The organism is Microcoleus sp. Z1_B2, assembly GCF_036700325.1.
In the GTDB taxonomy this organism is placed as follows: Bacteria; Cyanobacteriota; Cyanobacteriia; order Cyanobacteriales; family Microcoleaceae; genus Microcoleus.
The window spans coordinates 144,177-157,441 of sequence record NZ_JAUBOQ010000007.1 but is presented as its reverse complement, the minus strand read 5'-3'; the positions used below and the strand labels follow the sequence as shown (position 1 = coordinate 157,441).

The window sequence follows — 13,265 nt, the reverse complement described above, 5'->3', positions numbered from 1 at the left end:
CGCTTCTATACAAACACAGTCGGCCTGCGCCGACTAAAGAATAACAGAATCTCCAAACCCGGATTCGGTATAAGTAGATCGATCGGCGGTTAAAACCGCTTCTATACAAACACAGTCGGCCTGCGCCGACTAAAGAATAACAGAATCTCCAAACCCGGATTCGGTATAAGTAGTTTTTGTGATGCGGTCATTCAAAGCGGCTTTACACACTATTTACCAATTTTGTAGCGTTGAATATTGAATATTTATCATGACTTCCCAAAATCTCAAACGTGCTAGCGGCCTATTTACTAATCATCGAAATGTAAAGCAGGCGCTTGTTGAGCTAAAAAGCAGGGGCTTCCCCATGCACAAGATTTCAGTGATTGCTAAACCTTCTGACAATAATGATTTGGACTCTCTGGGGGTGCAGCAAATTGTAATCACAAGAGCAGCAGGCGCACAATTAGGCGCGATATACGGCAGCATACGACTAGGTGCACTAGCCTTAATTGTTGGACTCAGCAGCCTGCTAATTCCCGGTATTGGTCAGGCATTAGCGGTGGAAAGCCTTTTAGCAACTTTCGCTGGAAGTGGGATTGCTGCAACTGCTGGCGGTCTATATGGCGCACTTCAAGGATGGTTGGTGCCAGAAGAACAAGCAAGAATTTACAACGACAGATTTAACCAGGGAGATTATTTGATCGTCATGGAGGCAAGAGAAAATGAGATCGTGATTGCTGAACCTGTCCTTAAACGTTGGGAGATTCTGACGTGGCGTGTCTGTGATGCCACATAAATTCAAGGTAAGAAAGGACGATTACCTTCGAGGAATTTATTCCCGCGAATCAGAACGTCCAAAAATAGTCCTAATTTTGACTATTGATGACTTTGGGCGATCGCTCTCCTATTCCTCACAGATGGCTCGACAACTTCCATTACTCGCCGATTCGACAACCGCGATCGGGTCTGCCATGCTTCAGAAGAGACTGTTCAAAAAAGAAAAGCCAGCACAATTAAGACGAATTAGCATTTTGTAAGGGTTGGGAAATTATCCAGAACTCTACCAAAAAAATTGCACTCTAAAAACGCCCCTAGCGCCCAACCAACCCAGACATCCTGTTTCAGCTTCATCGGCATTCATCCAAATACACCACATAAATTGCAGTTCCGCCTACAGCATAGTGAACCGTTTCCTGTAGACTAAAACCGTAGTTAATCTGTCAATTTCTGTGAGGAAAACGAATTTATGACAGGAATATCGGCGATCGAGTCGATTGTAGCGCAAGCACCTCCCTTGGGCAGCGATCCTGCTACAAATAGCCAAACTGCAGGAGTTATTTCTGAATTGGTCATCATCTTGATCATTCTGCTGCTGATTGCAACTGTTGTGGCACTCGTAACCCAACGGTTGCGAATTCCCTATGTGACGGGCTTAGTGTTAGCAGGCTTGCCCATTACGGAGGTATTGTCGCGTCGAATAGGTTTAGACCCATCTTTAGTATTAAATCTTTTTCTACCAATTCTGATTTTTGAAGCAGCTATCAATACGGATATCAGCCGTCTCCGCAGCACGTTTAAGCCGATCGCCCTGCTGGCGGGCCCAGGCTCGATCTTTTCCTCAGCAATTATCGCTATTCTGGTTAAATTTGGGCTAGGACTAGACTGGATTCCGGCGTTGCTGATCGGAGTCATTCTGGCAAACACTGATACAGTCTCAATGATCGCGGTTTTTAAAGAGATTCGTGTGCCTTCCCGGCTATCCACCATCGTGGAAGGAGAAACCCTGTTCAATGATGCGGCTGCCCTGGTTTCATTCAATTTGATTCTAGTCGTTTATGCTACAGGTTCTCTTACCGTCGTAGGAGGACTTAAGGAACTGCTCGTGGTTGCCTTGGGTGGGGGACTCGTGGGTGTCATCTTAGGTTACTTGAGTCTGCCGATATTTGTTCGATTAAATGACCCGTTGAGTAGTCTCTTGCTGACTGTTGCGCTGGCGTTAGGAACATTCCAAATCGGGCAATTTTTGGGGGTATCCGGTGCGGTGGCGGTGGTGATCGCCGGACTTATTTTTGGCAATCTGGGGCTTTCTCGCACTACATCAGCCTCGGATCGAATTACGCTACTGAGCTTCTGGGAGTACGCTGGTTTTGGGGTCAATACATTTATTTTTCTGCTGATCGGCATTGAGATTAACCCGCTGACACTGTGGAGAATTTTGCCATCCATTCTGTTCGTTATTTTGGCGTATCAACTGGCACGGATTCTCTCGGTTTATCTGTTGTTAGCGGCGCTGCGGTGGTTCGATCGTCCGATTCCCCTGCGCTGGCAGCACGTTCTGTTTCTGGGAAACATCAAAGGCTCACTCTCGATGGCACTGGCGCTTAGTATTCCTCTGGGATTGACAGGACGAGATAACATCATTGCGCTGGTTTTCGGTGCAGTTTTATTCTCCTTGGTCGGACAAGGATTAAGTTTACCCTGGCTAGTAAAACGGTTACAAATTAGCCGTGTTTCTGATGTAATGCAGGAAGCAGGGCAGTTACAAATTCAGTTGATTGCTTCCAAAGCGGCTCAAGATGAGCTAGATAGTTTGCTGAAATCTGGCGTGTTGCCGAAGGCAGTTTACGAGGAATTATGGGCATCGTATCAAGCACGAGTAGCGCACTCTGAGCGAGTGCTGCGCGATCTCTACAATCAACATCGGGCCGGGCAAGTACAGGGCGATCGCAGCGGGCTAGATACGATTCGACGGCGATTGCTTCTAGCAGAAAAAGGAGCAGTTAGCGATGCCCTCCGCAAGCGAATTGTCCCAGAGGATCTGGTTCATCCTTACATCAAAGATTTGGATGAGAAACTTCTAACGTTGGCAGATGACTAGCGCGAATGCCGAGGTAATCAATCATTTGGTGAACTAGCTCTGGACGGGTGACGACCAAGATGGTAGAACCTGCTTCAAGAACAGTATTGCCGTTTGGAATCTCCAGATTGGCGCAGGCATGGCATTGATAACCAATAATCAGCGAACCTGTTGGAAAACGGGGGTCTTGAGCAATTTGAGCAACGGTGCTACCTGCCACCTTGCAATCGCCTGGAACTGGCAGCTTTAGTACCTCGACTTGCCCGTGTTCAAAGTGCATCATCGACTCGATTTGGGGATATTCAATCGCATTCGCCATTGATGCAACTGCCAAATCAATAGTGCTGATGATGTGACTGGCTCCGGCAAGTCGATAGGCTTCCAGGAATTCGCGATCGCGCATTCGCACCACAATATGGGAAATGCCATAGCTTCTGGATAGGGTGATCAGCGCTAAATTCAGTGCATCATCCCTGAGTGCTGCAACGACTGCGTTTGCTTGTTTAATTCCCGCTTCCAGAAGAACCGTTGTACTCACCGCACTGCCTTCAAATGCCATTACTCCGATTTTTTCACGAGCAAAGCGACAGGCCAGCGGGTCGGCATCGATGATGGCAACCGTATGACCGACTTTTAATAGCTGCTGGGCTAAACCCAGCCCCATCATTCCTGCTCCACCAATTAATACGTACATGACTATTTGTCACCCCAAGAATGAACGTTACAGATTTATCCCTATGAGTGAGATTGTTTTGGGTTTTTATCAGTTTAATCTGGTGGGGTGGCTTATACCGGGCTTACTTATTACCTGTTCCACACTTAGTTTAATCTGCTTGTGTGGTTGGCATGGGAGCCAGCCCCACAAGTGATTTTCCTCAGTTAGCTACGCAGCGGGAACCCTACATAATCTTAGGCACTTTGAAAAACTCCCCATCGCGATCGGGAGCTCCCTCCAAAATACTTTCTCCCTTAGCAAAAGGTTGCAAATCGTCCGATCGCATTACATTACTAACATCGATCGCCCGCGTTGTCGGCTGCACCTTACTCGTATCTAGTTCGCTCAACTGCTCGAAATAATCCAAAATACCGTTAAGTTGACCAGTAAACTGCTCTTCTTCTTCCGGCGTTAATTCCAATCTCGCTAAATTCGCTACTTTCCGAACTTCTTCTCTGTCAATCATAAAAATCTGTAATTGGAAATTGGGAATGGGGAATGGGGAATGGGGAATGAGGAATGGGGAATGGGGAATTGGGCATAGGGAATTGTTATTTGTTATTAGAGAAACGACTAAACTGCTACGCATTTAAATTGAATCCAGAGACGGGCAAGATGCCCGTTCCACAATAATTGTAGAAAAATTGACTGTCAAATTAGATGCACAACAGCTTAACTACCAACTATTAACTACTAACTATGCCCCATGCCCCATGCCCATCCTAGTTAAAAATACACATCAATTTGCGATCGGCCTGTTGTCTTCAGCCAATTTTGCACTTCAATGTAATTGTTTGGGGCCAAGCGAATAGCCTCCTTCCAATAATCCGCAGCTTTATCAAACAGCCCTTCCGCGCCTTCAATATTGCCAGCTTCCTTTTCCTTTTCCCCTTGATAGTGGTAAATTACAGCAATATTATTTAGTGCTTGTGGCATTCTCGGATTGAGATCCAAAGCCTCGCTGTAATATTCCAAAGCTTTATCGTGTTCGCCGTTGCTAGTATGGATCAGCCCCATATTGTACAAGACATAACTGCGATCGTAAGGATCTTCCTCCAGCTTCAGCGCTTCATGATAATTGTCGAGCGCTTCAGCATATTCGCCATCTGCTTGAGCTGACATACCATCCCGGTAATAAGCAAAAGCTTCCTTCGCCTGCTTTTTAGCCGGCATAATCTTGAGGATGATATCAGCCATTACCGTGAAACTTTTGTCAATAAAGTTATCGTTGCGTTGAGTTCTTGGCATATGCGATTCTTTGGTTAGTGGCTAATCAGAAAAATTAGCCTGTAAAGTTTTGCTATTAATAATTGCGCCACTGTTGTAGTGGGCCGTTGTGTTGAGGGCGCTAAAAAGTTTAGTCGATCGCACCTGCGAACCTTAAAACACGCCCTTGGGTTTAACACCCTCGCAAGCTCTATCTATTTTATATAAGTCTTGCAAGACTGGCAAAAAAACTAGATTTCTTTAACATATCTCTGGCACTCTACACAAAACTTACAAAAACCGTGCAGAAAGGAAATGTTCTGCCTGGGGTGCAGGGGCTATCCTCTTGTGGAAGCAACGCTTACGGGCGATCGCACATCGTACCCAATAAATGTAGCCATAATCCCCCCTCCTTGACCCTCAGAGCAAACAAGCAAATAACCTGCCGAGGAGAAATTCCATCACAAAGTTTTATTAAGCTATCCGAGTTCAGCCCATACTTAAAAGTTATTCGGCAAAACACTAGCAATATTTTGCCCCAAAGTCAATCGATTTTAGATTTTAGATTTTAGATTTTAGATTTTAGCATTGACTTGCGCGAGATAAATTCGGGGGCGCCTTTATCGGATACAGGTTTTTTATTTCTGGACGGATGAATCACGTGGCGGGTATCCTGGATGCGGGAATTGTCAAGGGCAGCATCAAAAAAAATCAGAAAGCCGATCGTCAAAACCAGCTCGAATTCCCGCAATATATAATAAAAATAACCGGGTAATTTTCACAGAGAGAAACCTATGGCTCCGAATCCCACCATTATGCAAGCCGTCGAACAACTTGGCTACCGCGTTACGGTTGGAGACGTGGCGGCAAAAGCTGGATTAGATGTCAATTTTGCCCAGCGAGAACTGTTAACCCTCGCCTCCGAAGCAGGCGGCAACCTGCAAGTAGCAGAATCCGGCGACATTGCCTACCTATTTCCCAAGAACTTTCGAGATATTTTGCGAAACAAATTCTTGCGCTTGCAGTTGCAGGAATGGTGGCAAAAAATCTGGCGAGTTTTATTTTACCTGATTCGGATATCTTTTGGCATAGTGCTGGTAGCTTCCATCCTCTTAATTTTTGTTGCTATCACTATTTTAATCTCCAGTTTACTCTCCAGCAGCGACAGCAATAACAGCGGCGGCGGAGGAGACGGTGGTAGCGGGGGCGGCAGAGGCGGCGGCTTTTCGTTTTTTCCCTACTTCTGGAACGACTTAAGCTGGATATTTTACTGGAACCATGACCAACCATACTACCAGCAGCGATCGCGCTTAACTGACCAAAAACCCGAGATGAGTTTTCTGGAAGCAGTTTTCTCATTTCTATTTGGAGACGGCAATCCCAATTACAATCTAGAAGAGCGTAAGTGGAGCGATATTGCCACGGCAATTCGCAACAGCCGAGGCGCCGTCGTCGCCGAACAAATTGCCCCATATCTAGACAATCTCGGACAAGGATACGCCCGAGAATACGAAGAATATATGTTACCGGCTCTCGCCCGTTTTGACGGCCGCCCCGAAGTCAGTCCCGAAGGGCAAATAGTCTACCATTTTCCGCAATTGCAAACCACAGCCACCGAGAGAAATTCTGAACCAGTAGCAGCTTATTTGCGAGAAATGCTGTGGCGTTTCAGCAACGCCAGTTCCGGCAAAATCATGCTCGCAGCAGGGTTAGGAGCCGTCAATCTTGTCGGTGCGTTAGTTTTGGGGAATCTATTAACTAATAATTTAATCGCAGGTGGATTTATCGGTTTCGTCAGCGCTGTTTATCCCATGATCCTGATTTATGGCGTCGGATTTCTCGCAATTCCTTTAATTCGCTACTTTTGGATTCAGTGGAAAAATAGCCGGATAGAATCCCGCAATCAAGAGCGTCAGCAGCGAGCAATGTTATTAAACGAACCCGATGCCAACTTACTCAAAAAACTGGCATACGCCCAGGAATTTGCAGCAGAAAACGTTCTGACTGGAGAAGACTTAGCTTATACAACAGAAACAGAATTAACCCAACAAGAACTAGAACAGTCACCCAAAATAAATGCCGAGTGGCAGCGCCGGATCGATCGATCCGAAAACTTGTAATACGAATGAAAAAAACAGTTGTTTGTTGTTAAGTTAGGTTGCTAAAATCTTGCACCCTTTTCAAGAATAGACAGAATGCCTGTTCCACAATAAAATATCTTTGTTGGGGAACGGGCTTTTAGCTGGTGGCTAAGAATTATGGAAAATATCAATCTTTATGGATGTCATAATTTTTTCTAATCCGAGTTTTATTAAATAAGCTTAGGGCGTTTAAAAATTAAACAATTTTGGTCATACTTCGAGTCATGATCCAGAGCCACAAGTTCCCATCCTTCGTCCCCCAAATGATTGACAAATAGATGCAGCGAGCCTTGTTTCCAATCTCGCTGTTCTTCACCGTTTACATATAAACTAATCAGCTTGTTTCCAAAAGGATACATATTCGCATCCACAAATAAATACTCCCACTTTTGCATAGCAATCCTTAATGTAGTTAGTCATTAGTCATTAGTCATTAGTCATTAGTCATTAGTCATTAGTCATTAGTCATTCCCAATTCCCAATTTCCAATTTCCAATACTTCGGCTACGCGGTTTCTGGCCTGCCACTACGCGGTTCCCGATCGTAGTCGAAGGGCCGTACAAGTTCCCAATTCCTTGTATTCAGGACACGGAAGTCAGAGATACAGGAATAGTTGTTTTTCCGTTCTTCCTTCTTCCTTCTTCCTTCTTCCTTCTTCCTTCTTCCTGACATCCGTTACATCCGTTACATAATCCGTTGCCGAACTTCTTTCTTGCCCACTCCCAGCAGTTACTGGACTGCAATTCTAGCCAAAGTAGCACCTCGGTAATAGTGCAACAAAATTTGCTGGTAGCCGTATCCTTGTCTGGCCAAATTGTAGGCACCCCACTGGCTCATTCCTACAGCATGGCCGAAACCTTTGCCAGCAACTTGAAAACCGGTAGGAGCTTGGCCGCTGTTCCTTGGGTTCCCACCGCCCCCATATTGAGGAATCACGGTGAACCGCGTACTCCTCAAATTTAAAACCCGGCGTAAATCTGCGCCAGTCATGACCCTAGAACCGCCATCTCCGACTACTTTCATCCTCAAAACGCTGCCGTGAGCGGTAGTGCGTTCTGGCTTCATCGAGATCACATTGCCCACGCCAGAAATCTTACTGCTGATTTGAGCGCGAGAAAAATTTTCTTTCCATTGATAAACCGGGGCCCCTTGGTCGAAGTCAGGAACAGCACGCAGGTAAGGCAGAGGTTCCGTCCAAACATCCTCGACATTTTCAGTATGTCCCCCAGAGGCAGAGTGGAAAGCGGCTAAAATAATCTGACCGTTGTAGGCCAAAACTTGACCGGCGGTTGCATCGACTGCGGAATAAGTGCCAGAAGATTCTGTTTGCAGTCCTTTGTAAACTTGGGAATACTGAGTGCTGTCCACGTCGTAAAGGTCGGTTTCGCTTTTGAGGCGCTGGTGGATAGCGTAGGAACGGGCGGCGACTGCTTGGGCTTTCAAAGCCTCTTGAGGCCAATTGCCACTCATCTCGGCGCCGAGAACGCTGTAGAGATATTGTTCGATATTGACGTAGTTGATGGCAGTCAAGCCTCCTTTTTGGGGAACTAGAAGGGTGCGTCCCCGATACCAACGATCGCCAATCCAGACATAACCGTTCCCCGTCGGCTCGATCCAAACTTGGTTGGCGGCCCAGCGACCAATTGCCACTGTTCCCGATCGAAATTGAGCCGACTGAGAACTGTTTGCCGGCAGTTCGCCCAAATTGCGCCCGCTACCGTCGCGGATTGCAGCCTTAGTAGAACTGCCGACTTTTACCTGACTGGCCCCGTCTTGTACCGCCACTCGCAAGATCAGTGCGGCCTGTGCTGGGGCTACCATTGCCAGCCAAAACAACAAGGAAATCCAAAAGTAGCGTTTTTTTAATGTCGAAAGAACGGAAACAAAGAATACTCCTGACTGCATTTGAAAATTTTCCTCCTGTGCTGTGTGAGTTTAAGAATTTTTAAGGGAAGGGAAGGGAAAAAGGAAGGGGAACGGAAGAAAGAAAACGTTAGAATTGGGTTTGGCACTCTGTGCGCTTGTCGAAAATGATTTTAGCAAGTAGATGTTCCCAGGAACAGCGATTTATCCCGGTTCCTGCCTGCGACTATTTCCTGTATGTCGGATCAGCCGCACTCTGGATATATGTAACATATTTTTTAAGACTTAATTGAGGTGATTTGACTCTTGCAGATTACATTTCTCGGAACTAGCTCCGGCGTACCCACGCGATCGCGCAACGTTTCCAGCATCGCCCTCCGCTTGCCCCAGCGAGCGGAACTCTGGCTGTTTGACTGCGGCGAAGGAACTCAGCACCAGTTTCTCCGCAGCGAGCTCAAAGTCAGCCAACTAAGCCGCATTTTCATCACTCACCTGCACGGCGACCATATTTTCGGCTTAATGGGTTTGCTGGCTAGCTGCGGTTTGGCGGGGAATGTCAAGCGCATCGATCTTTACGGGCCTCCGGGACTTGAAGAATATTTGCAAGCTGGCGTTCGCTATTCTCAAACTCATTTTTCTTACCCGGTGAAGGTACACAAAATCCATGAGGGAGTTATCTATGAAGATGACGAATATATTGTTAGTTGTGGCCCTTTGAAGCACCGAGTTACTGCTTTTGGTTATCGCGTAACTGAGAAAGATCGTCCGGGACATTTTGATGTAGAAAAAGCGAAGGCAGCGGGCATTCCTTCCGGGCCAATTTACGGGGAGTTAAAACAAGGAAAGACGGTAAAGTTAGAGGACGGGCGAGAGTTTAAAGGTACTGATTTTTGTGGCCCGGATCAAGTCGGGCGGAAGTTTGTTTACTGTACCGACACGGTTTTTTGTGACGGGGCCGTGGAATTAGCAAAGGATGCTGATTTGTTGGTGCATGAAGCGACTTTTGCTCATCAAGATGCTCAAATGGCCTTCGATCGCCTGCATTCGACTTCCACAATGGCGGCTCAAGTGGCTTTGATCGCTGGGGCGAAACAGCTAATTATGACGCATTTTAGCCCGCGTTACGCTCCGGGGAATGCGATCGTCCTGGATGATTTGCTAAAGGAAGCGCAGGCTATTTTTCCGAATACGAAAATGGCCTATGACTTTTTGACTTACGAAGTGCCGAGGCCTGTTTCAAACTAGGGTTAATCTGACCTGAGATGTTACAGCTTTTTCCATAAGGGCGATCGGGGCGGGCTCTGGGGCCCACCCAACAAAAACATTAATCTATTGTAAAACAGGCCGAAAAGCCTGTTGCTGAAATTAATCCAACAAAAACATTAATCTATTGTGGAACAGGCTTTCGCACCTGTTACGCCCTGCAATTGTCAATAAGCACATATACCTGAGCTGCGATCGCGACCCACCTTCACCAACTTCAATCTAAAATCTAAAATCGAAAATCTAAAATCGGTCGATCGCCCCCAGCGACGGCCCAGGAGACCCAATGGTTGCTACAATCGGGGAGGGTATATGTTGTGGCTAACACTACAGCCCGTAACCCTGAAAGCTAATAGCTAAATTATTAAAAATCTGCCTCTCCTGCCATGTTTAAAAATCTGCTAGGCGATCCCAACGCGCGCAAACTGAGAAAATTTCAGCCTTGGGTAGCTGATATCAATATTTTGGAAGAAGACTTCCGCGCACTCTCAGACGACGGCCTCAGAGGAAAAACGGCCGAGTTTCAACAACGTCTGGCAAAAGCTAAATCTATCAACGAAGAAAAAGAGATCCTAGACGAAATCTTGCCGGAAGCTTTTGCAGTGGTGCGGGAAGCGGGACAGCGGGTTTTGGGACTGCGCCACTTTGATGTCCAACTCCTCGGCGGCATCATCCTGCACAAAGGCCAAATTGCCGAAATGAAAACCGGTGAGGGCAAAACTTTGGTGGCGACGCTACCGGCTTACCTCAACGCCCTCAACGGTAAAGGCGTACACATCATCACCGTGAACGATTATCTCGCAAGGCGGGATGCGGAATGGATGGGACAGGTGCACCGCTTCCTGGGATTGACTGTGGGACTGATTCAGCAGGGCATGGATCAGGTGGAACGAAAGAAAAATTATAACTGCGATATTACCTACGCCACGAACAGCGAAGTCGGCTTTGACTATTTGCGCGACAACATGGCTACTGTCATGGAAGATGTAGTGCAGCGTCCTTTTAATTTTTGCGTGATTGACGAAGTTGACTCGGTGCTGATTGATGAGGCGCGGACGCCTCTGATTATTTCGGGCCAGGTGGAACGCCCCAGTGAGAAGTACATCCGGGCGGCTGAGGTAGCTGCTTCCCTGAGAAAGGAAAATGAAGAACATTACGAGGTTGACGAAAAAGCTCGGAATGTGCTATTGACCGATGAAGGCTTTGGTGAAGCTGAGCGGTTGTTGGGTGTTACGGATTTGTACGACCCGGCTGACCCTTGGGCGCATTACATTTTTAATGCGATTAAGGCGAAGGAATTGTTTATTAAGGATATTAACTACATCGTCAATGCCGATCGCGAAGTGGTGATTGTGGATGAGTTTACCGGGCGGGTGATGCCGGGACGGCGCTGGAGTGACGGTTTGCACCAGGCGATCGAAGCTAAGGAACGGGCGGAAATTCAGCCGGAAACTCAGACGCTGGCGACAATTACTTATCAGAATTTCTTTTTGCTTTATCCGAAGCTGTCGGGGATGACAGGGACGGCGAAGACTGAAGAGACCGAGTTTGAGAAGATTTACAAACTGGAAGTGACGCTGATTCCCACTAACCGGATTACCAGCCGTACTGACCTTTCGGATATGGTGTACAAGGCGGAGGCTGGGAAGTGGAATGCGATCGCCCAAGAATGCGGGGAAATGCACGAGATCGGTCGGCCGGTGCTGGTGGGCACTACGAGTGTGGAAAAGTCGGAGTTGCTGTCGCGGCTGCTGCAGGAGAGGAAAATTCCTCACAATTTGCTTAATGCTAAACCGGAAAATGTGGAGCGGGAATCAGAAATTATTGCTCAAGCCGGACGCAAAGGCGCTGTGACGATCGCGACCAACATGGCGGGACGCGGTACTGATATTATTTTGGGCGGTAATTCTGAGTACATGGCGCGCCTCAAGTTGCGGGAGTATTTTATGCCCCGGATTGTGCAACCCGAAGATGAGGACGGGTTTTCGCTGGTGCAAGTACCCGGTATTGGCGGCCGCCCCGCACCTCAAGGTTTTGGTCAAACTGCGAAAAAGGTAAAGTCTTGGAAAGCTTCGGCGCAGATTTTCCCGACGCAGCTATCGAAAGATGCCGAGCAAATGCTCAAAGCGGCGGTGGAATTGGCGGTGAAGGAGTACGGGGAGCGATCGCTCACGGAATTGCAAGCCGATGATATCGTGGCTATAGCTTCGGAAAAAGCGCCGACAAAAGACCCCGTAATTCAAAAATTGCGGGAAGCTTACAATTTAACTCGCAGGGAGTACGATGCTTTTACCAGCACCGAACACGATGAAGTCGTGCGGTTGGGAGGCTTGCACGTCATCGGTACCGAACGCCACGAATCGCGCCGGATCGACAATCAGTTGCGCGGCCGGGCGGGACGCCAAGGAGACCCGGGTTCTACGCGGTTTTTCTTGAGTTTGGATGACAATTTGCTCAGGATTTTCGGCGGCGAACGGGTTGCCGGTTTGATGAAGGCTTTCGGTGTTGAGGAAGATATGCCGATCGAATCTAAAATGCTGACTGGTTCCCTCGAAGGCGCTCAGAAAAAAGTCGAAACCTACTATTACGATATCCGCAAGCAGGTCTTTGAATACGACGAAGTGATGAACAATCAGCGTCGAGCAATCTATGCGGAACGTCGCCGAGTATTGGAAGGTTTGGACTCCAAGGAACAGGTAATTAGGTATGCCGAACAGACGATGGACGACATCGTGGGAGCATACATCAACCCCGACTTACCTTCGGAAGAATGGGAACTCGACAAACTTGTGAGCAAGGTGAAGGAATTTGTTTATTTGCTGGCTGACATGACACCGGATCAGCTAGAAGATTTGTCCGTTGAGGAAATTAAAACTTTCTTACACGAACAAGTCCGCAACGCTTACGACATGAAAGAAGCGGAAGTTAATGCAATCCGAGCTGAATTGATGCGCGATGCGGAACGGTTCTTTATTTTGCAGCAAATTGATACTTTGTGGCGGGAACATTTGCAACAAATGGATGCTTTGCGCGAGTCGGTAGGGCTGCGCGGTTACGGCCAGAAAGACCCGTTAATCGAGTACAAAACTGAAGGTTACGAGCTGTTTTTGGACATGATGACGGATATCCGCCGCAATGTGGTTTATTCGCTGTTCCAGTTCCAGCCGCAGCCGGCAATGCAAGTTTCACCAGAGATGGTTTGACGCAGTTGAAAATTGAAGGAAAATGAGATCGCGCA

Annotated in this window: 10 protein-coding genes; 5 read left to right on the top strand and 5 right to left on the bottom strand. The window is 47.4% G+C overall.

The genetic code is table 11. The features are described 5' to 3' along the window. Nucleotides 1-250: 250 nt before the first annotated feature. Nucleotides 251-778, top strand: a complete 528-nt coding sequence (locus tag QT984_RS06185; RefSeq protein ID WP_333053617.1) for a hypothetical protein — start codon at nucleotides 251-253, stop codon at nucleotides 776-778. 450 nt (nucleotides 779-1,228) lie between these two features. After that, nucleotides 1,229-2,860: a sodium:proton antiporter gene (locus tag QT984_RS06180; RefSeq protein ID WP_333053616.1), complete on the top strand. Its 1,632-nt coding sequence runs from the start codon at nucleotides 1,229-1,231 to the stop codon at nucleotides 2,858-2,860. Here QT984_RS06180 and QT984_RS06175 read toward each other — a convergent pair. The 3 genes from QT984_RS06175 to QT984_RS06165 form a co-directional block, all read right to left on the bottom strand. Next, complete coding sequence (locus QT984_RS06175; RefSeq protein WP_333053615.1) at nucleotides 2,817-3,533, bottom strand: TrkA family potassium uptake protein; 717 nt, start codon at nucleotides 3,531-3,533, stop codon at nucleotides 2,817-2,819. The genes QT984_RS06180 and QT984_RS06175 overlap by 44 nt on opposite strands. A 205-nt stretch (nucleotides 3,534-3,738) precedes the next feature. Further along, nucleotides 3,739-4,020, bottom strand: a complete 282-nt coding sequence (gene gatC, locus QT984_RS06170) for an Asp-tRNA(Asn)/Glu-tRNA(Gln) amidotransferase subunit GatC (protein WP_006635952.1) — start codon at nucleotides 4,018-4,020, stop codon at nucleotides 3,739-3,741. Between the two features lie 260 nt (nucleotides 4,021-4,280). After that, a complete protein-coding gene (locus QT984_RS06165; protein WP_333039118.1) occupies nucleotides 4,281-4,802 on the bottom strand; it encodes a photosystem I assembly protein Ycf3 in 522 nt (173 codons plus the stop codon). Between the two features lie 752 nt (nucleotides 4,803-5,554). On the opposite strand from QT984_RS06165, the gene QT984_RS06160 reads away from it, so the two are divergent. After that, complete coding sequence (locus tag QT984_RS06160; protein ID WP_333053614.1) at nucleotides 5,555-6,880, top strand: hypothetical protein; 1,326 nt, start codon at nucleotides 5,555-5,557, stop codon at nucleotides 6,878-6,880. A 191-nt stretch (nucleotides 6,881-7,071) separates the two neighbouring features. On the opposite strand, the gene QT984_RS06155 is transcribed toward QT984_RS06160, so the two are convergent. Together QT984_RS06155 and QT984_RS06150 are read right to left on the bottom strand one after the other, a co-directional pair. Continuing rightward, a complete protein-coding gene (locus QT984_RS06155) occupies nucleotides 7,072-7,296 on the bottom strand; it encodes a hypothetical protein (RefSeq protein WP_333331997.1) in 225 nt (74 codons plus the stop codon). 334 nt (nucleotides 7,297-7,630) lie between these two features. Continuing rightward, entirely contained in the window at nucleotides 7,631-8,806 is a 1,176-nt protein-coding gene (locus QT984_RS06150) for a SpoIID/LytB domain-containing protein (protein ID WP_333053613.1), read from the bottom strand. A gap of 264 nt (nucleotides 8,807-9,070) precedes the next feature. Here QT984_RS06150 and QT984_RS06145 point away from each other — a divergent pair, with 264 nt between their 5' ends. Both QT984_RS06145 and secA read left to right on the top strand, forming a co-directional pair. Further along, complete coding sequence (locus tag QT984_RS06145; protein WP_333053612.1) at nucleotides 9,071-10,009, top strand: ribonuclease Z; 939 nt, start codon at nucleotides 9,071-9,073, stop codon at nucleotides 10,007-10,009. A gap of 404 nt (nucleotides 10,010-10,413) precedes the next feature. Then, a complete protein-coding gene (gene secA / locus QT984_RS06140; RefSeq protein ID WP_333373527.1) occupies nucleotides 10,414-13,230 on the top strand; it encodes a preprotein translocase subunit SecA in 2,817 nt (938 codons plus the stop codon). The last annotated feature ends 35 nt before the right edge of the window (nucleotides 13,231-13,265 follow it).

Bases quoted from the DNA above. Each gene is read 5' to 3' on its own strand.
- QT984_RS06160 (WP_333053614.1), top strand. From the start codon at position 5,555: ATGGCTCCGAATCCCACCATTATGCAAGCCGTCGAACAACTTGGCTAC.
- QT984_RS06180 (WP_333053616.1), top strand. From the start codon at position 1,229: ATGACAGGAATATCGGCGATCGAGTCGATTGTAGCGCAAGCACCTCCC.
- QT984_RS06165 (WP_333039118.1), bottom strand. From the start codon at position 4,802: ATGCCAAGAACTCAACGCAACGATAACTTTATTGACAAAAGTTTCACG.
- QT984_RS06155 (WP_333331997.1), bottom strand. From the start codon at position 7,296: ATGCAAAAGTGGGAGTATTTATTTGTGGATGCGAATATGTATCCTTTT.
- QT984_RS06175 (WP_333053615.1), bottom strand. From the start codon at position 3,533: ATGTACGTATTAATTGGTGGAGCAGGAATGATGGGGCTGGGTTTAGCC.
- secA (WP_333373527.1), top strand. From the start codon at position 10,414: ATGTTTAAAAATCTGCTAGGCGATCCCAACGCGCGCAAACTGAGAAAA.
- gatC (WP_006635952.1), bottom strand. From the start codon at position 4,020: ATGATTGACAGAGAAGAAGTTCGGAAAGTAGCGAATTTAGCGAGATTG.
- QT984_RS06185 (WP_333053617.1), top strand. From the start codon at position 251: ATGACTTCCCAAAATCTCAAACGTGCTAGCGGCCTATTTACTAATCAT.
- QT984_RS06150 (WP_333053613.1), bottom strand. From the start codon at position 8,806: ATGCAGTCAGGAGTATTCTTTGTTTCCGTTCTTTCGACATTAAAAAAA.